This is a genomic window from Sorangiineae bacterium MSr11367 (assembly GCA_037157805.1).
Classification (GTDB): domain Bacteria; phylum Myxococcota_A; class Polyangia; order Polyangiales; family Polyangiaceae; genus Pendulispora; species Pendulispora rubella.
On the sequence record CP089983.1, the window covers coordinates 9,721,667 to 9,747,006 of the forward strand.

Here is a 25,340-nt window from a genome sequence, read left to right on the forward strand (position 1 = left end):
AGATTGTCGAAAAACGACGGTCGCGGTTGCCAATCTAAATGACACCGGTTACCTAAGCCTTGAGAAGGAGAGCCGTTATGTTCGAAAAGACCTACCACGCCACCCACCCGGACATGATGGATGGGGTCACGTCGGATCAGCTCCGATCACGCTATTTGGTCGAGGGGCTTTTCGCGCCCGACTCCATCAAACTGAATTACTCGCACAACGAACGGTTCGTGATCGGCGGCGTCGCCCCCGTATCCCGCGCGGTGAAGCTGCCGGCGCAGACCGAACCCGCATCGGCCGCCGGCCATCCCTTTCTGGAACGCCGCGAACTCGGTGTGATCAACGTGGGCGAAGGCGCCGGCAAAGTCACCGTCGACGGCACCTCGTACACCTTGCAACCCAAAGACGGTCTATACGTGCCCATGGGCTCGACCGACGTGGCCTTCGAATCGGTGGAGCCGTCGCGCTCCGCACGCTTCTACTTGGCCTCCACACCGGCGCACGCACGCTTCGAGACGAAAAAGATTTCCATCGCCGAAGCAAGCCCGCTCGAGCGCGGCGCCTTGGAGACATCGAACGAGCGCACGATTTACCAATACGTCGTTCCCGCCATCTGTCGCTCGGCCCAACTGCTCCTGGGTCTCACCGTCCTGAAAACCGGCAGCGTCTGGAACACGATGCCGCCGCACCTCCACGATCGCCGATCGGAAATCTATTTCTATTTCGGCCTAAACCCCGATCAACGCATTTACCACTTCATGGGCCAGCCCGATGCCCAGCGCCACATCGTGGTGGCCAACGAACAAGCCGTCATCTCCCCGCCCTGGTCGATCCACATGGGCTCGGGCACATCCAACTATTCCTTCATCTGGGCCATGGGCGGAGAAAACCTCGATTACACGGACATGAACGTCCTCGACATCTGCCAATTGAAATAGCGCGAACGGGGGGGCCCTCCCTGCAAGAGAGAATTCACAGGAAGACGGGAAGACAGGAAGGACTTACGACATGGTCGGCGCGGAGCGCTTTTCTGGGTTTCCAATTGGCTCACTGCCGAATTGGAATCCAAAAAACCTTCCCGTCTTCCCGTCTTCCTGTTCAATCCATCATTCTTTTAGAGTCCCACCTACTCCAACAGGGCCAAGAGCTCGTCGCGCGTGATTCCACCCGCGTGGTCCGCGTTGCCCAACGCCACGTCAGCCAGGGCGCGCTTTTTCTCTTTCAAAGAGAGAATGCGCTCTTCCACGGTGTCCTTGGTCACCATGCGGTAGACCATGACGGGGCGGTCTTGGCCGATGCGGTGGGCGCGGTCGGCGGCTTGGTCTTCGACGGCGGGGTTCCACCAGGGGTCGAGAAGGAAGACGTGGTCGGCCGCCGTGAGGTTCAAGCCCGTGCCGCCGGCCTTGAGTGAGACGAGCATCACCGGCGGGCCGTCGTCGCCCTGGAACTCGGACACGACGGAGGCGCGATCGCGCGTGCTGCCATCGAGGCGCGTGAATCGGATGCCCTGTGCACGCAGGTGCGGCTCCACCAGATCGAGGAAGCCGGTCCACTGTGAGAAGACGAGGGCCTTGTGGCCTTCGGAGGTGCTCTCTTCGAGGGCCTCGAGCAGGCGCTCCACCTTCGACGAGCTCTCCGCGGTTTGGCCGGGCACCAGCTGCGCGTGGCAGGCGGCCTGGCGCAGGCGCAAGAGCGCCTCCAGCGCCGCGAGGACGTTGCCGCCCTGGGAGAGTGCGGCGACGACGTCCTTCTTCGTTGCCACGCGCACGGCGTCGTAGACGCTGCGCTCCGCGTCGTCGAGCTCCACGTGAAGGATGGCATCGGTGCGCGGCGGCAACTCGGGAAGGACTTCGCGCTTCATGCGCCGCAGAACGAAGGGGCGAATCTTGGTGCGAAGGCGCGTGGCCGCCGACGCATCGCCCACGGAAATGGGGCCGGCGTAGCGGTCCTGGAAGTCGCTCTTGCCGCCGAGCAGCCCCGGGTTGGCGAAATGCATCACGCTCCACAGCTCCTCGAGCCGGTTTTCCACCGGCGTACCGCTGAGGGCCACGCGGAAGGCGCCCTTCAAATCGAAGGCCGCGCGCGCGGTCTGGCTCGTGGGGTTCTTGATGGCCTGCGCCTCGTCCAAGATGACGGTGTCCCACTCTTCGCTCTGGAGAACCGTCGCATCGAGGCGGAGCACGGCGTACGTGACCAAGGTGACGTCGGCGTCACGATCGAGCTCGCGCTTCACGCCTTGGTAGATGTGCGTGCGCAGGCTGGGACGGAAGCGCACAATCTCGTCGGCCCAGTTGTAGACGACGCTCTTCGGGCAGATGACCAACGTGCGCCCGCGGATAGCGCAGATCGTCTGCAAGGTCTTTCCGAGACCCATGTCGTCGGCCAGAACGGCGCCCAGCTCGGCGTCGCGCAAGAACGCGAGCCAGTCGACGCCCACCTTCTGGTATGCGCGAAGCTCCGCAAAAATGCCGTCGGGCAAGTCCGAGTGCGGGATGCCGGCGAAGCCTTCGACCAGCGGTCGCAGCTTGCCGAAGCCGAGCGGCTTGGGCGTATCGAGCGCATCGCACAAGGCGCCGAGCTCGGGCAGTGCCGCCGTGGGAAGCCGCTTTTCCGAATCGCGCGCCGCCAGAAGATCGGCCACCAGGTGCCCGTGTTCACTGAGCCACTTTGCGGGAAGCGGAGCCCAGCCTCCACCCTGCAGCGGAACGAGATCGAGGCCATCTTGCCAGGCGCGGATGACCGCGTCGGCGTCGGCGCGGCGACCGGCGGGGTTGCGCGAATCCGGCCCCTCGAGCTCGACGTTCTGCGGAGGCGGCGGACCGTCGCACTCGAACACCACGTCGAAGAGGCCATTTTCCAGATCGAGACGCGGGGAGAGCGAGCGGTTCTCGAAGACGCGCGCGTTCGCCTCGTCGCCGGTGCGGATCTGCCAATCGCGCAACTTCGTAGCGAAGCGGATCGCTTCGGTGCCGTTCAGATCGACGCGGCGGCCGGGCACGAGGTTCAAGTCGTCGCGCAGGCGCAAAATGAGGGTGCGCTCGTCGTCGCGGCGGCGCACGGGCACGTCCCTCCCGTAGGCGATGACCGCCTCGCCATCGACGCGCGCGATCGGGGGATCGCCGTAGACGAGCGTCGGCAGGATCGAGAGCGTGTGGCCCTGGTGCGAGAGGTCCATGTGGATGCGCGGGGCCAGGTGCGCCACCTTGCGCGAAAGCTTGTTCGTCTTGATGACGACGATGAAGGACTTTTCCAGCTCGGGGATGACCCGGGTCACCAGCTCCGTCTCGTGCGCGCGGGCGAAGGTGCGGGAGAGGGGCAGCTTCTCCAGGAAGTCGCCCGTGGTGGTCGTCTCGGTGAGCGGGCGCAATACGTCCGGCGCGTCGCCGGCGCCGCGAAAGCGCGCGATCCCCATCGCGACGACGTCGGTCATCTCCGGGTTTTTCTCGATGCGCACGACGAAGCCACCGTTCGAGGCATCCTCGACGACCGCGCACGGCGGCACGCCCTCGCCGGAGACGTGCACCGGCTTGCCGTCGAAGGTGACCGCCGCGTCGTGCGAAAGGGCGCCAAAAATGTCGCGGATGCGGGCCAGCGGCAGGATTTCCCGCGCCGGCGACCCAAGGATGCGATCGAGGAGCAAGTCCTCGTGCGTCGGCGTGAAGTCGCTGGGCCCTCGCCCGCGTCCCAGATCGGACGCAAGGGTGCCCCCGAACACGTCCTCGCGACCGTCATCATGGACGACCACGCGGGTGAGCGAGAGCAGACGGCGCTTGTTCGTGAGGCGATACACCAGGCGCGCGGTCTTTTGCTCCTCGGCGGGCTCGCTGTCGCTCTTCTTCGAGCTGGCCGCGATGACCGCCGCGGTCACGTGCGCGCACGGGTCGACCTTGCTGCCGCAGTCGCACGACCACTCTTCGTCGTCGACGTAAAGCGTCACCGTGGGGGCGATGGCGAAGCCAGGGGCGCGCACGCGCAAGGTCACCTCGCCGTTGCCGCTGCCATTGGACGTGCGCGTGACCGAGTTCTCGCGAACCAGCTTGACCCCTTGCGTCCACATCGCAGGGAGGGCTGCCTTTTTGACTGTCTCGAGAAGTCGACGCATGGGGCTACTCTTTACCCTCTTCGGGCAAACTTTGTCGTACGTGAGGGCTCAGCCCAGAAAACAGGCCGCGCGAAGCGAGCGAAAGCATGTGTGTCACCCAGAGTGCAACTTGCCGGCGCCACCGCAGCGTGAAACAAGTTTAGGCGCCATGGCTCTGCCAAACAACCGGTCGCACATGATTTGGCCCCTTGCCACCGCATGCGTTCTTGCGAGCGCGTGCGCAGGCCCCCCTGCAGCTCCGAAATCTGCGCTATCATCCCCGCCCTCTTCGACAGCCCCGACGACGTCCAACACGCCTGCGCGCAGGTCCCCCAGCTCTCACTCCGTGCCTTCGAATTTCCCCTACGAATTTGCGGTCACCCGAGGGTACAGCCTCGGATCGCCGAAAAATCTACTACCGACCGAAGACGGACGGACGGTTCTCTTCCTGCGGGCTCGGCCGCGGGAGGCGAGTCAGTCGCTCTGGGAGGCGGATCTCGCCACCGGGCAGATTCGCGAGCTGCTCCGCCCCGACGCGCTGAAGTCCGGACCGGAGGTGCTCTCGCTCGAGGAGCGCGCGCGGCGGGAGCGCCAGCGCATCAGCACGACCGGCTTCACGGCATTCCGCGCCACGCGCGACGGCAGCAAGATCGTCGTCTCCCTTTCGGGCCGGCTCTACGTCTTCACGCGGGCATCGGGTGAGGTGCACGAGCTGGCCACGGGCCAGGGCGCGGTCATCGATCCGCAGCTTTCGCCCGATGGAACGCGGGTAGCCTATGTGCGCGATCACGACGTTCACGTGATTGCGCTCGACGGCGGCAAAGAGATCCGCGTGACCACGGGTGGCACGGCGGCTCGGACGAATGGGCTCGCGGAGTTCATCGCGCAAGAGGAGCTCGAGCGCTCGCGCGGCTATTGGTGGTCGCCCGACGGGCAGGAAATCCTCTACGAGGAGGCGGACCTTTCGCCGGTGCAGCGGCTCACCATCACGGATCCGGCGCACCCGGAGAAGCCGCCCACGATCTTCCCCTACCCGCGTGCGGGTACGCCCAACGCCATCGTGCGGCTGGCCATTGCCCCGGTGCCCTCCAGCGGAAAGGCTTCGCGCCAAGCAGGTACGGTTCGCAAGGTGACCTGGGATACGTCACGGTATCCGTATTTGGCCACGGCCAATTGGTCCAAAAATGCACCGCCGACGATCTACGTGCTCGATCGCGTGCAGCAAAATGGGCAGCTCTTGGCCATCGATCCGAAGAGCGGCACCACGCGCACGTTGCTCACGGAGCACGATGCGGCGTGGATCAACGTCGACTCGTCGGTGCCGCGGTGGTTGCCCGACGGAAGCGGTTTTCTCTGGTCGACGGAGCGCCGGGGCACCTGGGAGCTCGAGCTGCACGATCCGCGCGGCGAGCTCCGGTCCACGGTCATGGGCGCGGCGGGCGGTTACCGCCACCTTCTCGCGCTGGATGCAGAAAAGCGCATCGCGTATGTGAACGCGTCGACCGATCCCACGCGCGCCGAGGTGTGGGCTGCGCCGCTCGACGGAGGCGCGCCGGCGCCCGTCGCCCGGGCGACCGACGGCACGGTGACCACGTTCTTCGGCGAGGGAACGAAGGTGTACGCCTTCGCCGAGGACAACAAGAAGGGTGAGCGCCGTTTCGGTGCGCGCAAGATCGACGGCTCGTCCGAGGTCGCCATTCCTTCTCTGGCGGAGCCGCCGCCGTTCAAGCCCCAGGTGGAATACGCCACGGTGGGCGACGAAGGGTTCCACGTGGCGCTGATCCGCCCGAGGAATTTCGACCCGTCGAAGCGCTATCCGCTCATCGACGCCGTGTACGGCGGGCCGCACTCCAACGTGGTCACCTCCGATGCGCTCGCGTACTTGCGGTCCCAATGGATGGCGGACGTCACCGATGCCATCGTGGTCGCCGTCGACGTGCACGGGACGATGTGGCGCGGGCGGGCCTGGGAGCGCAAGCTGCGCGAGCGCCTGGGCGAGGTGCCGCTCGAAGGCCACGTCGCCGCCATCGCGGCGCTCGCGAAGAAGTACCCCGAGATCGACGCGAACCGCGTGGGCATCTATGGGTGGTCCTTCGGTGGGTACCTCACCTCGCTCGCGATCTTGCGGCGTCCCGACGTCTTCAAGGTCGGCGTGGCCGGTGCGCCCACCGTCGATCAGGCGGATTACGACACGTGCTACACCGAGCGGTACCTGGGCATTCCGCCCTCGCCGGCCTACGAGAACGCGTCGCTCTTGACGTGGGCCGCGAAGCCGCCGACGGAAGCCTCACCGGCGCGGCCGTTCCTCTTGGTGCACGGCACCGCCGACGACAACGTGTACTTCTCCAACTCGTTGAAGCTGGCCGACACCATGGGCAAATCGGGCCGCCCCGTCGAATTCGTGCCGCTCGTCGGGGTGACGCACATGCTGTACGCCCCCGACGTGGCCGGCCCCGCATGGACGCGCATGGCGCACTTCCTGCGGGACCATTTGTAATTCGTTAGGGCAACGGTCGACTGAACGTGTCAGGTTCAAATGACCTGATGCGGGAATCGCGGCAGCGGGAAGAAACCGGCGGGACCGGTGCGATGTGTGGTCCAGAAAGCCAGGATCGCCATTTCTCTGGCGATCCTGGTGCTGGGGACGGACTAAGGCGCCGGCCTCGCCGGGCTTGTCCCGCTGCCGCTGCTCGGCTGCAAACGACTTGCGAGTCCGCCACGATCAATCGACTTTTACTCTATTTGCAGTTCCCCTGAAGGCTGGAAACCCACTCGCGCACCAGCGCGAGTGCTTCCGCGTGAACCAAGCTGCGGCCTAGCTCGGGCATGGCGATGCTCGGTTCGGTGGAGTCCATCCGGTACGTCAAGATGGACTTGTCGGGATTGCCCGGGACGACGTCGTAATCGAGGTTCGACCCCGCACGCCCGGCCGCGACCGGGATTTTGCACACGCCGAGGCGCAAGGGATCCATCTCCCGGAATCCCAGATAGAGCCCGCTGGTGCGCGCTTCCCCGGTCGTACTGTGGCAATAAGCACAGTTGCCATCGAGGTACGACCGCGCACGGTCGTTCAGCCCCACATTGGGATCGTCCCACACCGGAAGGCGCGGCGCACTCTCCACCGACGCAGGGGCGCCGGCGAGAAGGCCCATCTCGTTCCATTTGGCGATTTGATTGCCCTGCGTACCATCGGCAAAGGTATGCGTGCGGTTGATCTGCGCAGCATAAAGGCCAATCGGCGTCGAGACCCCATTGTTGGCGTGGCACTTGGGGCATTGGTTGGCGCTGGGGATCAAATAGTTCGCATGTTGCGTGGTGCCCCGCCCATCGATGAACTCGATCGTGCGGGTACGCCCGCCCGGCACCTTCGTCGCCACCTTCTGCGCCTCGTCCCATTGGTACGAAATGGTCTTCCAGCCATCGCCCGCACGAATGAGAAGCCGCGTCTCCTCCCAGCGCACCTTCGAATGGGGATCGCGAAAGTCCTGGGGAAAGCCAAAGGACTTGGTGATGATCGCCCCCACGGGAAAGTCGAAGGTACCGTCGTCTTTGTAGGTCATCGACGTTCCGCGCGGAAGGAAGATGGTTCGCTCCTTTCGCGCGTAATCGGAGAACAAAGGCGTATTGAGGTCGTAGTGAACCGTTTCCTTCGCCGGAACGATCGCCCCCTCGCGGATGGTGAGCAGCCCATAGCGATCGAGTGTCGGATACGGTTCGTCGACGTAGGTCCCATCGCCGCCGGCAGGGACCCCCGGATCGTCCGAAGACGAACTACTGCATGAAGCCGCGCTGGCCGCAAAGACCAGCACGGCAATGGATCGAAATGGCATCATTCGGGCAGCTTCACTTCGGGAATGGGCGGAAGCTCACAGTCGTAGGCCGTCGGGTTCATTTCGAGAATCTGGCCTAGGTTCGGGGCGTCCTTGGTGAACTTGTCGAAGTGAAAATTGACCGACTCCACCGTTCCCTTGTTGTTCTTCCAGCAGATCTGGTTCGGATTCACCTGGTCCGAGGTCGTGGGCGGGGTGATACCGTCGTAGATGATCTCCGGCACGCGCTTTTTCGGATCCTTCGTGTTGGGGAAGGTCGTAATCGCGAGAAGCAGCCCCAACTCTTTGCTGCCATCGATGCTGGTGCCGCCGTCGGTGTACGTATTGTCGTGAACGTACACGTTGATCGGGTACGGCTTGGTGTACCCCGCATCCTTTATCGTCTCACCGAGAATGAAGTAGCTGAGGATCGACGTCTGCGTCGTACCATTCTTTTCGAAGGTGTTGCCGAACACTTCCACGTTGGTGTTGGCCAGGACGAAGAAGCCGGTGCCCGCGGGCACGTTCTGCAGAAGGCCCGACGGAGAGAAGTTCCCGTGATTGTTGTCGTGAACCTTGTTGTTGAACACGCGAATGTCGTGGCCATTTCTTTGCGGGAGGTCCGGCAAGTCGAAAATGAGAATGCCGCTGGAGTTGTCGTACACGTCGTTGTCGTGCACGTCGGCCGTGTAACAGTTCTCGATTTCGATACCGGCCACGTTTCCGTGCGCTTCGTTGTTGCGCACGATGATGTTTTTCGATTGGCCCACGTAGATGCCCGTGTCGGACGCGCCGATGGTCACGCTCTTTTCGACGAGCACGTTCGTCGATTGCACCGGGTACAGGCCGTAGGCGCCGTGCGACTTTTCGTCGGTCGACGTCCAATACGTCTTGATGTCGCGGAAGATCACGTTGGTGCCCTGCAGCACCTTGATGCCGTTGCCGCGGCCGTCCTTCACCGTGAATCCTTCGAAGCGAATCTTCTCGACGTACTGGGCGGAGAGGCTGTCGTTGGCCGCCACCATCTGCCCCTGAAAATCGAGCACGGTTTTATCGCGGCCGGCGCCGAGAACGGTGAAGTTCTTCACGTTGGTGGGCAACGCAATTTGATTGGTGAACTTGAACGTGCCCTCGCCAAACTTGATGGTGTCGCCCGACTTGGCACCACCGATGCGATCTTGAATATCCAGCTCGGAGCTACCTGCTGCGATGAACGTGCACTGCGTTGCCGCCGTGCAGGTGGGGTCCTGAGAAGACGGCGAATCGTCACTGCTGCAGGCAAGCAGCGACACGCCGAGGGATAAGACGCCGAACGTCGCACGGCCAACGTGATGCGATTTCATACCGAGAAGCTATCACTTTGCTCCGATCCGTAATGCCCAATGCGCATGCACGCAAAAGGGCCCGCGCCCTGCCAGGTGCGTTTGGCGGCACGAGCCCTCGCAAAGGGACAAAAGGCTGCGCAACGCGTCAAGCGATGATGCCTTCCTTGATAGGCTCAACCACTTCGGGCGGGCGTGGGCGTTCACGCGAAATCGGAATAGCGCGGGCGCGAATCACCGGTGCGAAACTATCGCGATACGACCAAGCCAGGAAAAGCTCGAGCGCGAGCACCAAGAGGGCGAGGGGCAATCCCGCGGGCGCGGCCGAAAGGTGAAAGCCAACGATGTTGACGATGACGGGCGCCAACAGCAGCAACGCAAGCGGAACGAAGCGTCCGGCCAGGAGAAGGACGCCACCGGCGAGCTCCGTTAGAAAGAGAAGAGGGTAGAAGTAGGGCGCGGCGGCGAGCCCGCCGAGGAACTGAGCGGCGTTGCCTTGAGACGGGGGCATCGGCAGAAAGTGCAGAAAGCCATTCAGACCGAAGAGCGTGAAGATGACTCCCGCAAGAAGGCGCGCAATCCAGGGCAGTTTTCCGAGCAATGAGGACATGACATAACTTCCTTTCCATCAACTTGCCGCTATTTAGGAAGTCACTTCCTTTTTTGCGGTATGCCAGGAAGGTAGGTCGCCCCTTTCGAAGGTCAAGTAGCTTCCCTTTCAGAAGTACGTGACTACCCTTTGAGCATCAGGATTCACGCCCATGAGCCGTCACAGCAGCCAGCTTTGCCCGCGTTTTCAGATTGCCATCAACCTGGTGGGCAAGCGCTGGAACGGGCTCGTCCTCCAAGTTCTTCTGATGGGTCCGGCTCGTTTCGGTGAATTGCTCGAGCGCATCGAGGTGGTGGGCGACCGCATCCTCTCCGAGCGACTCAAGGAGCTCGAGGCGGAGGGCGTGGTCGAGCGGCGCGTGGTCCCCACCCACCCCGTGCGCGTCGAGTACGAGCTGACGGACAAAGGTCGTGCGCTCGCGCCCGTGGTCGAAGCCCTATCGAAGTGGGCCGAGCAGTGGGTCGAAGTGCCCGCCGGGGTGCCGGCCGATGCAGAGTCTTGCGTGAAGGACGACCCCGCCGCGGAGCCCAAGGCCCGTGCGCGGGGGAAGAAGGCGGTCGCTTAGGCGCGCTCGATCAGCTCGATTTTGTAGCCATCAGGGTCTTCGACGAACGCGATGACGGTGGTGCCATGCTTCATCGGGCCCGGCTCGCGCGTGACCTTGCCGCCGGCGGCGCGGATCTTCTCGACGGCCTCGTAGATGTTCGACGTGGCGAGCGCGATGTGGCCGAAGGCGTTGCCCAGATCGTACTTCGACGTGCCCCAGTTGTAGGTGAGCTCGAGAACGGTGTTCGCATCCTCGTCGCCGAAACCGACGAAGCACAAGGTGAATTGGCCGCTGGGGTACTCCTTTTCGCGGAGTACCTTCATGCCCAACACTTCGCAGTAGAATCGCTTGGAGGCTTGCAGATCGCCGACGCGAAGCATGGTGTGCAGGATGCGCATGGGCCGCATCTTACCCCGAGTTTCGCGCCGTTTCCCCCATTTCACGCAGGTCGGGCACGACCTCCGTCAGGACTTTGGGGGAGGCCGCACCGGCAGACGCAGGCGGTCGCTTTGTCTCCTCGGCGGGATGGTTCTCCGGCTGGAAGCGATCCTTGAGGCGCAAGATAGGCTTCTCGAACGCGTACCAGCTGGCGCTCGCGAACACGACGGCGACCCCGAACTTGAGGAGGAGGATGCTCACCGACTCGAGGCCGTCCGGCGCTTCGAGCGGATCGGTGATCCCGAGGCGATCGGTGAGCTTGTCGACGAAGACGTCCGCCGGCCTGTGCAAAAGGTACGTGCCGTAGCAAATCTTGCCGAGGTAGCGCAGGGACGAGACCCGCAGCAGGGCGGTCACGCGCTCGTTCCGGCGTTGGAGGACGAAGAGAACGAGCAGGCCGAAGGTCACCGCGACGACGGAATAGCCGAGGACGCGTCCCCACGGCGTGGTGCGGGTGAGCAGGCCGAGAGGAAACCCGACGGCGCAAACGAGAAGCGCGGCTCCGAATGCGCGGGCCACCGTTTTTCGGTCGAACGACGCCGTGCGCACCGTCAGCGCCAAAAGGCAGCCGAGGGAGATGCAGTCCATCCGGCACGGCGTGGCGAGGTATTGGATGCGCTCGTTCCCCGGGGCGAGCAGCAGCGCCACCAAGCGGAAAACGGGCGCGGCGAGGATGAGTCCGAGCAGGAGCTTGCGGAGCTTCGCCATGTCGAGCGTGGCCACGACGAAGGGAAAGACGATGTAGAACTGCTCCTCGATGGCGAGCGACCAGATGGGGCCGAGGACGAACGGCGGCTCGTAGCCGATGGTCTCGGGGACGTTGCCCAGATAGAGGAGGTACCAAAGCGGCGAGCCGGCCGTCTTGATGAAGGACGTCTCGAGGTAGGGGCCGCGCTGCATGAGCGGAAACACGACCAGGCAGCCGATGACGAAGACGTAATACAGCGGGAAGATCCGCAACATGCGCCGCGCGTAGAAGTTCCGGAAGTAATGCGGATCGCTTCGCGTATCGAGCAGGATGCCCGCGATGAGAAAGCCGCTGATCACGAAGAAGAGATCGACGCCGACCCATCCGAGCTCCGCCACCTTCGCGAAGCGATGCAGTGGCCCTTGTTCTGGCCAGAAGCGATGAAGGAGAACCAGAGAGATCGCGATGCCACGCAAGCCGTCGAGCTCTCGAATGAAGCCCCGAGTAAGTCCGTCTTTCACCAACACGAGATCGGTGCCAGAAATGTGCCGTGCGAGAGGGGTTAGGGTTTAGGGGTTAGGGTTTAGGGGTCGAGCCGTGCGATGCCCGTGCATTGGGGCAAAGTGCTACGGGAGTCAGGCCCTAAACCCTAAACCCTAACCCCTAAACCCCTCCGGTACGACGATTGCTCCGCCCGGTAGGCGAAAATGAGACGAATCAGAACGGGAAGTACGTGGTCGCCACGCAGCGCGGCAGTGTTCATCGCGTTGTTCGTCGGCGGAGCCTTTGCGGCGTGCAGCTCATCGTCATCGGACGGCGACCCCACGCCGGATGCGGCGACCCCTCGAGATACCTCGACGCCAAAGCAAGACACGGGCACCGACGCCCAGGATTCCGCCACCGATGCGAAGGTGCAGGATGCACCCTCGGACGGGCCTCGCGCCGATGCGGCCGACGGCTCCATCACGGATGCGGGAAAGGATACCTCGACGACGGACTCCGGGCTGCCGCCCGCGGCCTCTTTGTGGGCCGGGCCGGCGCTGCCCGCGTTCGATATGGCCACGGTGACGCACGTGCGGCAAGTGCGCGCCACCGGCCAGACGAAGAGCAATCGCTTGGCGGTGGTGGCCAAGTTTGGTGACTCCATCACGGCGCAGGCGGGCTTCTTTTACGACGTGGGCGACGGGAACACCGTCTTCGGCAGTTACACGGCGCTTCAAGGCACCATCGATGCGATCCGCGCCGTCACGGTGGGCGATGGGAAAAACTCCTTCAACCGCGTGAGCACCGGCGCCACGGGCGGGTGGAAGTCTGGGGACGTCCTAAGTCCGACGAACCACGTGGAGGGCGAGGTCTCCGCGTTGCGACCTGGATACGCCATCGTCATGTTCGGTACGAACGATGGCAACGCGACGACCTTTGCGACGAACATGAACACCATCGTCGACCAGCTCGAGGCGGAAGGTGTCGTGGCCATCGTCAGCACCATCCCGGATCGGACGGATTACGACGGCGCCGAGCAAGTCGTCCGCGCGATGAGCGAGAAGGTCCGCACCATGGCGGCGCAGCGCCATCTGCCGATGATCGACCTGTTCGCCGGCCTCTCCACGTTGCCCTCCAGCGGCCTGGGGCCCGACGAGATCCACCCCTCGATGGGCGCGAGTGGGACGACGGCCAACTTCACGGCGGATTACATCACCGTCTACGGCTACAACGTGCGCAACCTCACGGCGATCCAAATGCTGGACCGGCTGCGCGCTCTGCCCCAGTAGAGCCAGCAAAGTGCGCTAAGTTGTCGGTGCTGATATGTACGCGCCTGACACCATTTCGCGGTTCCTTTGGAGCATCGGCAAGCGTGCCGAGGCGGAGTTTTACCTCGACCTGTTTCGGGCCGATGCCAAGGAACGATTTGCGACCATCGCGGTCGACGGGCCCGTTTTGACCCACGCGCTGGACGCGTTGGTCGTCGATCTTCGATTTTTGTCCGAGCTCGGTTTGGTGCCGGTCATCGTCCTGGGGCTTCTCGACGCGGACGACGTCATCAAGCACGCCTCGTCGTTGGCCTTGGAGCTGGCCCGCGCGGACATCTCGTGCACCGTGATCGAGCACCCCACGCCGGCCGAGGCCGCCGAGGCTGCCCGCGTCGCGGCACGCGATGGGATCATTCCCATTCTTCCGCTCGCCTCGCCGCCTTCGCCGGCATCGGGGGGACGTCCGCTCGCCGACCGCTTCGAGATGGTGCGCGTCGTGTTGGACACCATTCAGACGCGCAAGCTCATTTTCCTCCAGCGACGCGGTGGCATCTTGCTCGATGGGCGCGCGGTGAGCCTCGTGGAGCTCAATGGCGACTTGCTCACGTTGGTCACGTCGAAAGACGTGTCGCGCAAGCAGAAGACGATTCTGAACGGCATCGCGTACCTCATCGATCGGCTCACGCATCGATGCACCTTCGCGATGACGTCGCCCATCGAGCTTCTGCGCGAACTCTTCACCACGGGCGGTTCGGGAACGATGGTGCGCCGCGCTGCCCGCGTGGAGCGGTACGAGGGCTACGGGGCGCTCGATACGACGCGGCTCGTGACCATGCTCGAGTCGGCGTTCGAGCGGCCGCTCAGCGAGGGATTTCTCGAGCGCCCGGTCTCGCGCATCTACCTCGAGGAGCACTACCGCGGTGCCGCGTTGGTCCTGGAGACGCCCCTGGGTGCGTACATGAGCAAATTCGCCGTCGGGCGCGAGGCGCAGGGCGAAGGCCTCGGCAAGGACGTGTGGGGCGCGCTTACGCAAGACTATGCGAACGTCTTTTGGCGATCGCGAACGAAGAATGCCATCAACGCTTGGTACACGAAGCAGTGCGACGGGATGATCCGCACCGGCGTTTGGCAGGTGTTCTGGCGCGGCCTCGCCCCCGAGCGCATCCCCGAGGCCATCGCCTTCGCCCTCGACCAGCCGAAAGATTTTCCGCGGGTCGAGAGCGAGAGTACGACGTCACTCGGTTAGCGCAGGGCCCTTTCCTGGGCGACCGCGTCGTGCTGCACCGAGAGAGAGCGCGCGGGCGTCAAGGCCGGCGTGCACTTGGAGGGATCCTGCAGCACCGTGGACGTGTCCGCGGCCAGCTTGCTCCAGGGCTGCGCCGCGTTGCGGAACGCTTCCCAGGCGTCGGCATGGGTGCCGGCAACCTTGTTGGCTTCGCACACGATCTTGCGCTGGTTCGAAGCGGACAACACGACGCTCTGCAGCTTGCCACCGATCGCCGCGAGCGCGGTGTGGTCGGACAATGCGGAGACGCCCTTCCACACATTGAGCAACCGGCTCTGCGTCGTCGTCTCCGCGATGCGCTCGCGGAAGAACGCCTGCCACGCCGGGACCTCGGCGTCGGGCACCTTCGTGTACCGCTCGGCGGCCGCTTGCGACGCGAGACGCGAAACGGCTTGATCGCGCAGCAGCAGCGACGGTGCATTCTTGGCCAGGTTGCCGGCGAAGGCGAGGCTCCTGGCCGCTCCGTAGTCGAAGGAGAGCAGGTAATTCTTGCGACCTGCATTCTTCGCGTCGATGGTGCCTTCCAGCTCACCGTCGAACCACACGGCCGGCGTCTCGGAACCGCACAAGGCAAGGCGCGTGTTGTATGAATTGACCGCCGGCTTCGTGGCGATCTCGGTGAGCGCCGCCGTCCACGGACCTTTGTCGGTGGCGCGGGAGAGCCACTGGCAACCTGCAACCTCGGCGGTGAACTTCGCCGCGCGCGAATCGAGGCCATTGTAGAAGGACGGCATGGCGCTCGGCTCGAACGGCGGCGGCGACGCCTGCTGCTCGAGGAGAATGCGCTCCTGCACGGCGGACGATCCGGCGGTGAACTGCTTCCGCGCGCCATCCGTCAAAGGAACCATGCGCGGGGAGAGGCCACCGTAATAGGCCGCTGGATCGACGGTGAACGAGTCATCCCAGCTCGGATGCACCTCGCGCGGGTCGTACACCAGGTACGAGCCTTCGGGGAGGTTCACCGTGAGCGGTGCGCCGGGCGTGAGCTTCTTCGTCTCGCCAACGTTTCCGTCCTTGTCGACGATAACGACGTCGATCGGATCGAGCAGCGCGGCGGAAGGATCGGTCAAGGTCAGCTTCACGTCGCCCGCGAGGCCCGCATCACCGGCCTGCGGCGTTTCGATGGCGACCCCCGGCGGCTCCTTCTTTTCGAGGGTGGCCAAAATCTTGGTGATCGCCGCATCGTCGAGCGCAGGGGCGAAGCCGCGCACGAACTGCTCACCGGTGAGAGTGCCTGCGGCGTGCCCCTTCAAGATGGCTTTGAGCGCGCCCCAGAAGGCGTCCTCGCCGACGCGCGCGCGGATCTGCGTGATGGTCCACGCCGCGCGGCCGTAGGGGCCATCGGTGTATTTCTCGATGCCCTTCAGCGACTTGTCGACGATGGCGTCCGCCGGATCGAAGCCGAAGGTCCGCCCGAAGAGGCGCACGTTCTTCGATTCGCCGGTTTCACGGTGTTTGCGCTCGGCCTCCGACGCCAGCAAGGTGGCCATGCCCTCCTTGAACCAGACGTCGTCGTAGGTGTGCATCGTGACCCAGTCGCCGAACCAGTGGTGCGCCAGTTCGTGCGCGTTGAGGCCGAAGCCGACGGTCCCCTGCCCCGAGCTCTCCTGGTTGAACGTGATGGTCGCATTCTCCATGCCGCCGCCAAACTCCGGCAGCAGCACCACCGAGTAGCGGTTGAACGGATACGGGTCGACCAGCTTGCCGAACGTCTCCATCAGCTCGGCCAAGAGATCGAGGTGCGCCTCTGTGTCGAGGACCAGGCCCTTGCGGTACCACACGCTGAGCGGCTTGTGCTTGTCGGTCGCCGCGCGATCCTTGTGCTCGAGTTGTCCGCCGGCGAAGGCCATGAGGTACGTCGGCAGCGGCGTCTCGATGCGGTAGCCCACGATGTGCGAGCCGTCCTTCTTCTCGTCCTTCACGCGCTCGCCGTTCGAGATCGCGTCCTCGTCGTCGGCCACGGTGAGCTCCGCGGACCAGAGCGCGCGGTCGGAGGGATGGTCGTTGGACACGAGCCAATTGCGGGCGCGGTCGGGCTCCGAGCTGGTGAAGACCACACGCGACGTCACCGGATCGCCGTCGCGCCCCTTGGAGGCGAACAGCGAGCGCGAGAGCGCGGCCTCGTACTTCACCACGAAGGTCACGGCGCCTTGCTCCGCCGGAACCTGCGCCACGTTCACGTGCAGCACCTTCTGCACCGTGTCGTAGGCCCAGGGAATGTCTTTGCCCTTGGCCGTCACGCCTTTGACCTCGACGTTCGCGTCGAGGGCCACCACCGTGTTCGATTGCGTCAACGCGAGGGAGACATCTTCCTCCGCGATCAAACGCTGTTTGCTCCAGTCGTAGCTCGCGCGCAGAGCGTACGATTTTGCATCGTAGTCACGTGTGCCCGTGCATCCCGAGCACGTCCCCGAATCGGACCCCGCGTCGGGGATCCCACTGCCATCCGGACCGGCATCGACGCCCGGAGGCTGGGATCCTGGCGAATCGTCCCCGCAATGCCAAAGAAAGAGCCCCGCGGCGGATGCGATTGCCGCGCGGAATAGTACCGTCTTCATTTAGGACCTCACATGTTTCGTAGGTGAGTGGGCCCCAAAGGGAGTAGCACGATCGGCAACGGGGAACGGCGAGAAGATCGAGCCCGTGCACGTGGTCGTGAACGCGCACGGGCACGGGCTCGAAGACGCTAATTGGACATCGTTGCGTCGATATTTGGATTCGCATCGAGCGACACGTCCATGTCGAGTCCGCCTCCTCCCGCGTAATTCGATCCGATCCACGCTTCGTCGACGCGCAATCGCTTGTAGCGCGTCGTGTCGGAAGAGGCAGCCCAGGTGCTCACCACCTCGAGCCGCACGTGGCGCGCAGTGACCGCGGTAAGATCGATGAATTGCACGCCGCGATGGCTGGGCAGCGTGCCCGATTTGACGGGATTGCCCCAATTGCTGCCATCGCTGGAAACGTAAACCCGATAGTCGCGAATGCGCGCCGATTGCTCGGTGTCGGAGCGGGCATAGCTCACCGAGTCCTCGCGTTGGTTGATGCCGATGTATTGCACTCGCTTTGCCGACCCCAAATCGAAGCGAAGTGACACCGGTGTCACCTTGTTGCTATCCCAATACGATAGGTAGTCACCATCCGCCGCCTCGGACGGCCCGTGCCCACTGGCCGAGGAGCTCGCGCTCATGGTGTACGTCGACGGCGGAATGATGCCTTCGCGCGCGACCGTCTCCACGCGAAAGACCGTATCGTAATCGTCCCATGCGGAGATGCCGCTCAATGTCAGCTTTCCACCGCCTTGCGTGAAGCTCACCTGCGCCCCGCTGCGCAAGTTCCTCACGCGCGCCACGCGGTAGCCATTGTCGCGCACCGTCAGCGTGCTCCCCGAAGGCCGCGTGATCACGTGGATGTAGTGCACGTTCGGATCGTTTCTTCGAACGGTGGTCACGCCGTGCGCCCCGTCGTTCCAGAAACCGGGCTTGAGACCGCCATTCAGATACCCGCCCCCTTCGGTGCCCTCCAGCGATTCCCAAATCGCCTGCAAGTAGCCATTGGCGAAATTGTTGAAGTTCACCTGGTTCGAGGGGAATTTGCCATTCACCATCGCCGTCTCGGCCATGAGCGACTTGATGGAAGAACCTGCATTGGTCACGTAGCGCCCCAAGGTCAGCTTGTAGTCCACCTCGGAATTGCTGCCGCTGTACCACCACGCACCGCCGGTCGGCAGCTTGTAGTCGGCCTCGATCAAGCGCGGAGCGGCCGTGTAGACCGCCTGCGGGTAGTCGTAGCTCGGCGTCATCCCGGTCTTCTGCTCGTTGCTGATCATGTCCATGATCGGCGTATCTTCGTTGTTGTTGCTCAACGTGAAGCTGGGCCTGTCCTTGCGGATCTTTTCGTAAAGCCCGTGCGACTCCCAATACGCGTTGTCGTTGTCGATCCAGAAGCCCGACAGATTCGGGTACTTCTGCATCACCTCCACGAAGAGGTCATAGCTAAACTCGCCGAAGCCGTCGCGCGTGGAGAGGTCCACGTCGTGACCTTTGTAGTTCGAATAAGCCTGCGAGTTGAGCCAGCTCTGGCCGGAAGGTAGGCCCTCCGTGTGCCACTTGGGATCGTCGGTCATGTAGAGAATGACCTTGAGCCCCTTCGCGTTGGCTGCCGTGATCAGCTCGCCAAGGAAGTCGCGATTGGTCCGACAGGTCCCAGGTATGACCGACGGCCAGGGACGTGCGTACCCGAGGCGGCTGTGAAAGGTGGCCAGGACGAGGTACTGCGTGTGGAGCTTCTGGGCCTCGGTCACCCAATAACTCGGGCTCCATCCCCCGCTTGTGACGGCGGATTCCCACGCGCTACAGCTCGTGTATCCGGGGGATGTTCGCATCCCCCAATGCAAGAAGAGTCCGCCTTGAGCGTCCCTCAGGTACTCTTGGCGCGGGTGGGTGAGTTCGGCATGCGCAGGGACGGTCGAGCCGAAGATGATGGCCATCAGCGGCAATAGGAGAGGTACGACTCGAGTCTTCTTCCGCGGTAAACCCGATTGGCGCGCCGCCCCTCGGCCTCGCGGCGGCAGTAGGAGAGGTACGACTCGAGTTTTCTTCCGGTCTGCGCCTCGGCGCATCGTGTGCAGCGCGAGTAACATGACGTAGTCTCCTCGGTGGTGGTGGAGCACCTTGTCGGTCCGCCACTTGTTTTGAAAGGTTGAGGTATCCTCGAGGCAACGCTGACTTCAGCAGCCACGGCCCTGTGCGCTATACATCGGATGTATCCGCCGCGCAAAGATGAAGAACGAAAGGTACATTGAGGGAGAATCTCATGCATACTGACGCGAAGACATCCGATCTATTGACACCAAAAAGGAGCGGCGTGGCGGTCACTGACGAAGCCATCGAGAAAATCAAAGAGATGATCGTCTCCGGGCAGTGGAGACCCGGCGATCGTCTGCCCAAAGAGGCCGATTTGGCCGCGCAATTGGGGCTTTCGCGCAACTCGTTGCGCGAGGCGGTGCGCGCGCTCTCGCAGCTGCGGATCCTCGACGTTCGACAAGGCGATGGAACGTACGTTACGAGCCTAAAACCGCAGCTTTTGCTCGATGCCGTGAGCTTCGCGGTCGAAGTGCACCGCGATGGATCGGTGCTCGAATTCTTCGAGGTGCGCCGCGTGCTCGAACCTGCGGCGGCCGCGATGGCGGCGACGCGCATGCCCGAAGAGGAAATCGAGCTCCTTCGCGCACACCTTCTGCAAGTTCGCCCCGATTCGAGCGTCGACGAACTGGTTGCGAACGATCTCGAATTTCACAAGCGCATCGCCGAAGCGTCGGGCAACTCCGTGTTGTGCTCCCTCATCAACGGTCTCGCCTCGCCGACGCTTCGAGGCCGCATCTGGCGCGGCGTCAACGACGAAGGCTCGTGGGAGCGCACGCAGTCCGAGCACCGGGCCATTCTGGATGCGATCTCTGCACGCCAGCCGGATGTCGCCCGCGCTTGGGTTGCGGTGCACATCGCCGGCGTCGAGCAGTGGCTGCGCAAAGTCTTGTAATCACGGACGTTTCCAAAAAGTTACATTGACAGAAAATTTACCTTCGCTATATGCGTCGGCACGACGATGCCTGATGCCAAGTTCACGAAGGCCCGGCGGCCTTCGCAGACCTCATCGACCATGGATTCCTCAGTCGGAGGCCGGTTCACCGAGGGGCCGGTCGCGCGCACGTTGCTCGCGTTTTCCTGGCCCATGCTCGCGAGCAGTATCCTTCAATCGCTGAACGCCTCCGTCAACACGGCGTGGGTTGGGCGCTTGCTCGGTGCGCGGGCGCTCACGGCCAGTGCGAACGCCAACACCCTGGTGTTCTTTCTCATCGGCACGACCTTCGGATTGAGCATGGCGGCGAACGTGCTCGTGGGTCAGAGCCTCGGTGCGAAGGATCTGGTCACGGCCAAGCGAACCGTTGGCACGAGCCTCTCGTTCTTCGGTGGCCTCTCCGTGGTGTTCGCGGCCCTCGGCATCATGTTCGCGCCCCACGTGCTCGCCGCCATGCATACCCCACCCGACGCGCTCCCCTATGCGTCCGCGTACTTGAGGGTCATCTTTCTCGCGCTACCAGGGATGGTGCTTTACGCCTTCGTGATGACCGCCCTGCGCGGTGCGGGCGATGCGAAGACGCCGTTCGTGTTCTTGATCGCGTCCGTGGCCATGGACATCACGCTCAACCCGATTTTCATTCGCGGGCTGGGGCCGGTGCCGGCCTTGGGCATCGCCGGCTCGGCGTTGGCCACGATGGTCGCGCAGTGGGTAAGCCTCCTTGGCATGGTCGGCTGGCTTTACCGGCGCAAACACTTCCTGCGCCTCGCGCGCGGTGAAGCGCACTACCTGCGCATCGATCGCGAGATCCTGCGCGCGCTGATCCTCAAGGGCGTGCCCATGGGGCTCTCGGTGGTGGTGATGAGCTCCTCGATGATTGCCATGATCAGCCTCGTGAACCGATTTGGTTCGCACATGACCGCGGCCTATGGCGCGTGCTTTCAGGTTTGGAACTACATCCAGATGCCCGCGATGTCGCTCGGCGGCGCCGTTTCGGCGATGGCCGCGCAGAACGTCGGCGCCCAGCAATGGGAGCGCGTGGCGCGCATCGCGCGCGTGGGGGTCCTGGTCAGCATGGCGATGACCGGCGCGATGGTGCTCCTGGTTTCCGCCGCGCATCGTGCAGCGTTTGCCTTTTTCTTGGGCGACGATGCGGAGGCCATCGCCATTGCGAATCACATTCACGTGATTGTGTCGTGGACCTTCATCATGTTCGGCATTTCACTGGTGCTGGGCAGCGTGATGCGTGCCACCGGCGCCGTGATGGTGCCACTGGCCACCCTCTTCGTGTCACTCTGGGTGGTGCGCATTCCCTTTGCGTACGCACTCGTCCCATCGATGCAGGCGGAGGCCATCTGGTGGAGCTACCCCATCGGCTCCGTGGTGTCGTTGGTTCTCACCGTCGCCTACTACCGCCTCGGCAGCTGGCGCGCCGCCCGCATGCTCGTTGCGCAACCAGCCCGCGCCTAGCGTCACGCTCCTGATCAAACCGCCAAGACGCCAAGGACGCCAAGATAGATTGATGTCCTGAGAGGCGGAGGAACGCCCTCTTTCAGGCCCCCTCGACCTTGGCGCTCTTGGCGTCTTGGCGGTTCGACCGGATTGCTCTTTCTCAATCGCAGTTGTCGCAGACGCCTTTGAGCTGCACGGCGACTTTGTTCTTGCTCACGGATTTGGGCACGCCCTTGCTGCCCTTGACCTCGAAGGCGAGGCCGGGGAGGCAGGAGACGTCGCCGCATTGGACGCAGATGAAGTGGGGATGCTCGTCACTATGGGAGGTGCCCGCGACGCCCTTCTTCAGTTCGAAACGCCAAACGTGATCGCCCAGGTCGGTGCGGCTGACGATGCCGACCTCCGACAAGTCCATGAGGTTGCGGTAGATGGTGGCGCGGTCGAAGCCTTTGCCGGCGAGCGCCTCGAACAACTCGGCGTGGCTGCTCGGCTCGGACGTGTCGTGCAAGTGTTCGAGCACGGCCAACCGCGGTGCGGTGCTGCGCAGGCCCGAGGAGCGGAGGAGGTCTTGGAACGCCTCGACGGAGTGATCCTCCGCCTTCTTCGGCTTTTTGGGTTTGGCCAATGGAGACTCCGATGTCGTTTCGTCGGTTGAACGACCGATCAACTGTACCGCTTCTGCATATCGATTGCACAAGAAACCGTATCGGGTTGCCCCTATGCTCTGTGTTCCTTACATTAACGCAATTGAATTGCAAATGCATGAGTGACACAATTACAACGAACCAGTTCATTTCTGCCGGCCAGGGAACGCTTCTTCTGGGGCTCGTCCTCGGGATGAGGCACGCGACCGATCCCGACCATGTGCTGGCGATCGGGACGATCTTGAGCCGCGATCCACGGCTGCCGCGGGCGCTGCACATGGGGCTGTTCTGGGGCCTGGGGCACACCCTCACCGTGTTTGCGGTCGGGGCGCTGATGCTCATCGGTCGGGTGACGGTCCCGCCGAATGCGGTGTTGGCCATGGACCTCGCGGTGGCGGCCATGCTGATCGTGCTCGGCGTGGTCAGCCTGAAAAGCCGCGCGCCCGCGGCGATGCCGTCGCGGGCGCAGGACCTCTTGCTGTCGCCGGCGCGCCCGTTCGTGGTGGGCATCGTGCACGGGTTGGCTGGGTCGGCCGCCATCACACTGCTCGCCTTGAGCACGATTGGGGACCGGGGCTTTGCCTTCGCCTACCTCGCGCTCTTCGGCCTGGGAACGGTGGCGGGTATGATGCTGATCACGGTGCTCATCGCCTTTCCTTTGAAGTTCGCGGGGAAGGTCTCCGAGCGGGTGCCGCGTCTGATTGCACGCGGTTCGGGTGTGCTCAGCGTGATGGCGGGGCTGGCATTTGCGGCGCAGAGCCTGTTCGCGGCGATGCGCTAGGCGAGGTGATGAGAAGCGTGGCGATGAGGGATGCCAGGAAGAGGGCGCCGGAGGCCCACCCGGCCGCCGTGGCGTAGCCCTGAACGGGGACGAGGGCGGTGGCGGCGACGGCGTTGAGGAGGGCGGTGCCGATGGAGCCGCCGACTTGCTGCGAGGCATTGACGGTGGCGGAGGCCACGCCGGCTTCGCGGGGGGAGATGCCTTGGGTGGCCACGCTGAAGGCCGTGATCATGGCGCAACCCATGCCGAGGCCGACGCAGATTTCGGCGGGGAGGATGCCCGTGAGGTAGTGCGTGCCGGCGTCGATGCGGGTGAGCAGCGCCATGCCGAACGATGCGGTGAGCAAGCCGGGCGCCATGAGCGCGCGCGGTGGGAGGCGCGGCAGAAGGCGGCTGGCCAGGGTGGTCGCCACGAACAGCGACGAGGCGGTCATCGGCAGAAAGGCCAAGCCAGCCATGACCGGCGGGTAGTGAAGGACCGTCTGGAAGTAGTACGTGAGCAAGAGGAAGAGCCCGAACATGCCGACGATGGCCAGGGCTGCGCAGAGGCAGGCGCCGCCGCGGTTGCGATCGGCGACGATGTGGAGCGGCAAGAGAGGGTTCTCGGTGCGCGCTTCGCGGAGGACGAAGAGCGCGAGAAGCACGGCGGCGGCGATGGCCAAGGCGAGCGCCGAGGACGAGGTGCATGCGGAGACGGCGCACACCAGGCCGCTGCCCACGAGGAGGACGCCGGGAACGTCGGCGCGCAGGTCCCCGGTGCCGGGGGTGGGCGGGACGACGCGGCGCGCCCCGAAGAAGGCGAGGCCCGCGATGGCCACGTTGACGTAGAGGCACCAGCGCCAGCTGGCCATCTGGGTGAGCGCGCCGCCGAGCACGAGGCCGAGGGCGCCGCCGCTTCCGGCGATGCCGCCATAGACGGCGAAGGCCTTGGCGCGCTCGCGCGGTTCGGTGAAGGTCACCGCGAGAAGCGAGAGCGCGGTGGGCGAGAGCAAGGCCGCAAAGGCGCCCTGCAGCGCGCGGGCGAAGGCGAGCATGCGCAGATCGAGCGCGGCACCGCCGAGGGCCGATGCGGCGGCGAAACCGGTGAGGCCGATCAAGAAAGCGCGCTTGCGGCCGATGGAGTCGGCGATGCGACCGCCGAGCAGGAGCAGGCCCGCGAGCGGAAGGGTGTACGCCGTGACGACCCACTGGCGCTCCGCATTGGTAAAGTGCAGCGCGCGCTGCACGGATGGGAGCGCGATGCTCACGATGGTGGCGTCGAGCGCGACCATGAGCTGCGCCAGCGCGATGAAGGCCAGCGCGATCCAGCGGCCCGCGGAATCAGCGGAACGCGCCTGCATGTGCCCTCGCCCACTGTTCGAAGGTGCGCGCGGCGCGACCCGTCACCTGCTGGACGGTGGGCAGCACCTCGGTGCCATGCGCCGCCTCGGACCGGGCGAAGGCGGCGTCGATGACCTCGTCGGACATACCCCAGCGGCGCATTCCCGCGCGCGCGGCGTCGTTGTCGAGCGGCACCATGGAGAGCGGGCGGCCCAAGACGGTGCCGAGCAGGGCGATCTCCTGCTCCGGCGTGAGCGCCTCGGGCCCGGAGAGCTCGTGCGCCTTGCCCTCGTGCCCCGGTTCGGTGAGCGCGCACACGGCGACGGCGGCGATGTCCGCCGGATCGATCGAGGCGGCGGGACGCCGGGCGAAGGAGACGTGGACCTTGCCGGTCTCGCGGATCATCGCGGACCACTGCAGCGCATTCGACATGAAGCGCCCGGGGCGCAGCATCGTCCAGGCGATGCCGCTCTCCTTGATGGCTCCCTCGGCCGCGTGATGCCAGCGCGCAATGGGGTCGTTCGTCGTTCCCTCGGCGGCGCCCCCGAGCACGGACAACTTGACGATGTGGCGCACACGCGCGCGCCGTGCAGCCTCCACCACGCGCGCCTCGTGGGTCGGTGCGGGGATGCTGCCGATCGCCTGCGTGGTCACCAGAAAGACGCGATGCACGCCCTGCATCGCGGCATCGAGGCTCGCGCCATCGTCGAAGTCGCCGCGCACCACGGCGACTCCCTCTGGAAATAGCGCCGCCTCCGGCCGCCGGCTCATCGCGCGCACGGTATGGCCGCGCGCCACCAGCATCGGCAAAAGCTCACTGCCCACGTGCCCCGTCGCCCCGGTGACCAGAATCATGACTCGACCCTTTCTTCTAAAGAATCATTCAACAACTGAATCATTTCTAGATCGCGTCGTTCAACCTGACCATGGTTGTGCTGCACAAAGATCGGCCAGCGCGACGGTAACCGGTGGCACGATTCGTCGGGTCGCGACGCACATCCGGGCGGTCGACAAGGGAATGTCACACCAGGGCCTTAAGTCGGTCACAGCA

At 64.3% G+C, this 25,340-nt stretch carries 19 protein-coding genes; 8 read left to right on the forward strand and 11 right to left on the reverse strand.

Annotation, left to right across the window (positions count from 1 at the left end):
- Nucleotides 1–77: 77 nt before the first annotated feature.
- A complete protein-coding gene (kduI, locus tag LVJ94_37420) occupies nt 78–926 on the forward strand; it encodes a 5-dehydro-4-deoxy-D-glucuronate isomerase (GenBank protein ID WXB02583.1) in 849 nt (282 codons plus the stop codon).
- A 188-nt stretch (nt 927–1,114) separates the two neighbouring features.
- Here the strand turns inward: kduI and LVJ94_37425 are convergent, their stop codons facing one another.
- A complete protein-coding gene (locus tag LVJ94_37425; GenBank protein ID WXB02584.1) occupies nt 1,115–4,090 on the reverse strand; it encodes a DEAD/DEAH box helicase in 2,976 nt (991 codons plus the stop codon).
- A 325-nt stretch (nt 4,091–4,415) separates the two neighbouring features.
- On the opposite strand from LVJ94_37425, the gene LVJ94_37430 reads away from it, so the two are divergent.
- Nucleotides 4,416–6,566: a S9 family peptidase gene (locus LVJ94_37430; GenBank protein WXB02585.1), complete on the forward strand. Its 2,151-nt coding sequence runs from the start codon at nt 4,416–4,418 to the stop codon at nt 6,564–6,566.
- 241 nt (nt 6,567–6,807) lie between these two features.
- On the opposite strand, the gene LVJ94_37435 is transcribed toward LVJ94_37430, so the two are convergent.
- The 3 genes from LVJ94_37435 to LVJ94_37445 all read right to left on the reverse strand — a co-directional run bounded on the left by LVJ94_37435 (nt 6,808) and on the right by LVJ94_37445 (nt 9,810).
- Entirely contained in the window at nt 6,808–7,902 is a 1,095-nt protein-coding gene (locus LVJ94_37435; protein ID WXB02586.1) for a hypothetical protein, read from the reverse strand.
- Nucleotides 7,899–9,221 (reverse strand): right-handed parallel beta-helix repeat-containing protein, encoded by a 1,323-nt coding sequence (locus tag LVJ94_37440; protein ID WXB02587.1) that lies wholly within the window; start codon nt 9,219–9,221, stop codon nt 7,899–7,901. The genes LVJ94_37435 and LVJ94_37440 overlap by 4 nt, the downstream gene beginning before the upstream one ends.
- 127 nt (nt 9,222–9,348) lie before the next feature.
- Complete coding sequence (locus LVJ94_37445) at nt 9,349–9,810, reverse strand: DoxX family protein (protein WXB02588.1); 462 nt, start codon at nt 9,808–9,810, stop codon at nt 9,349–9,351.
- 151 nt (nt 9,811–9,961) lie between these two features.
- Here LVJ94_37445 and LVJ94_37450 point away from each other — a divergent pair, with 151 nt between their 5' ends.
- Nucleotides 9,962–10,375 (forward strand): helix-turn-helix transcriptional regulator, encoded by a 414-nt coding sequence (locus LVJ94_37450; protein ID WXB02589.1) that lies wholly within the window; start codon nt 9,962–9,964, stop codon nt 10,373–10,375.
- Here the strand turns inward: LVJ94_37450 and gloA are convergent.
- Together gloA and LVJ94_37460 are read right to left on the reverse strand one after the other, a co-directional pair.
- Nucleotides 10,372–10,755 carry a lactoylglutathione lyase gene (gene gloA / locus LVJ94_37455; protein ID WXB02590.1) on the reverse strand — a complete coding sequence of 128 codons (384 nt, stop codon included), beginning with the start codon at nt 10,753–10,755 and terminating at the stop codon, nt 10,372–10,374. The two genes, LVJ94_37450 and gloA, sit on opposite strands and share 4 nt — an antisense overlap.
- Nucleotides 10,756–10,765: 10 nt before the next feature.
- Nucleotides 10,766–12,004, reverse strand: a complete 1,239-nt coding sequence (locus LVJ94_37460) for an acyltransferase (GenBank protein WXB02591.1) — start codon at nt 12,002–12,004, stop codon at nt 10,766–10,768.
- Nucleotides 12,005–12,190: 186 nt separating this feature from the next.
- Here LVJ94_37460 and LVJ94_37465 point away from each other — a divergent pair, with 186 nt between their 5' ends.
- Both LVJ94_37465 and LVJ94_37470 read left to right on the forward strand, forming a co-directional pair.
- Nucleotides 12,191–13,255: an SGNH/GDSL hydrolase family protein gene (locus LVJ94_37465; protein ID WXB02592.1), complete on the forward strand. Its 1,065-nt coding sequence runs from the start codon at nt 12,191–12,193 to the stop codon at nt 13,253–13,255.
- A 34-nt stretch (nt 13,256–13,289) separates the two neighbouring features.
- Complete coding sequence (locus LVJ94_37470) at nt 13,290–14,480, forward strand: hypothetical protein (protein WXB02593.1); 1,191 nt, start codon at nt 13,290–13,292, stop codon at nt 14,478–14,480.
- On the opposite strand, the gene LVJ94_37475 is transcribed toward LVJ94_37470, so the two are convergent.
- Complete coding sequence (locus tag LVJ94_37475) at nt 14,477–17,077, reverse strand: hypothetical protein (GenBank protein ID WXB02594.1); 2,601 nt, start codon at nt 17,075–17,077, stop codon at nt 14,477–14,479. The two genes, LVJ94_37470 and LVJ94_37475, sit on opposite strands and share 4 nt — an antisense overlap.
- A gap of 128 nt (nt 17,078–17,205) precedes the next feature.
- The gene (locus LVJ94_37480; protein ID WXB02595.1) at nt 17,206–19,005 is read right to left on the reverse strand and encodes a discoidin domain-containing protein; all 1,800 of its coding nucleotides are present in this window, start codon (nt 19,003–19,005) and stop codon (nt 17,206–17,208) included.
- Between the two features lie 326 nt (nt 19,006–19,331).
- Between LVJ94_37480 and LVJ94_37485 the strand changes: the two genes are divergently transcribed.
- Together LVJ94_37485 and LVJ94_37490 are read left to right on the forward strand one after the other, a co-directional pair.
- On the forward strand, nt 19,332–20,054 hold the full coding sequence (locus tag LVJ94_37485) for a FadR family transcriptional regulator (protein WXB02596.1): 723 nt from the start codon (nt 19,332–19,334) through the stop codon (nt 20,052–20,054).
- Nucleotides 20,055–20,174: 120 nt separating this feature from the next.
- Nucleotides 20,175–21,563: an MATE family efflux transporter gene (locus LVJ94_37490; protein WXB02597.1), complete on the forward strand. Its 1,389-nt coding sequence runs from the start codon at nt 20,175–20,177 to the stop codon at nt 21,561–21,563.
- 142 nt (nt 21,564–21,705) lie between these two features.
- Here LVJ94_37490 and LVJ94_37495 read toward each other — a convergent pair whose 3' ends face one another.
- Nucleotides 21,706–22,170 (reverse strand): transcriptional repressor, encoded by a 465-nt coding sequence (locus LVJ94_37495; protein WXB02598.1) that lies wholly within the window; start codon nt 22,168–22,170, stop codon nt 21,706–21,708.
- A 137-nt stretch (nt 22,171–22,307) separates the two neighbouring features.
- On the opposite strand from LVJ94_37495, the gene LVJ94_37500 reads away from it, so the two are divergent.
- The gene (locus tag LVJ94_37500; GenBank protein WXB02599.1) at nt 22,308–22,970 is read left to right on the forward strand and encodes a high-affinity nickel-transport family protein; all 663 of its coding nucleotides are present in this window, start codon (nt 22,308–22,310) and stop codon (nt 22,968–22,970) included.
- Here LVJ94_37500 and LVJ94_37505 read toward each other — a convergent pair.
- Nucleotides 22,912–24,309: an MFS transporter gene (locus tag LVJ94_37505; protein ID WXB02600.1), complete on the reverse strand. Its 1,398-nt coding sequence runs from the start codon at nt 24,307–24,309 to the stop codon at nt 22,912–22,914. The two genes, LVJ94_37500 and LVJ94_37505, sit on opposite strands and share 59 nt — an antisense overlap.
- The gene (locus LVJ94_37510) at nt 24,290–25,144 is read right to left on the reverse strand and encodes an SDR family oxidoreductase (GenBank protein WXB02601.1); all 855 of its coding nucleotides are present in this window, start codon (nt 25,142–25,144) and stop codon (nt 24,290–24,292) included. The genes LVJ94_37505 and LVJ94_37510 overlap by 20 nt, the downstream gene beginning before the upstream one ends.
- Nucleotides 25,145–25,340: the final 196 nt, after the last annotated feature.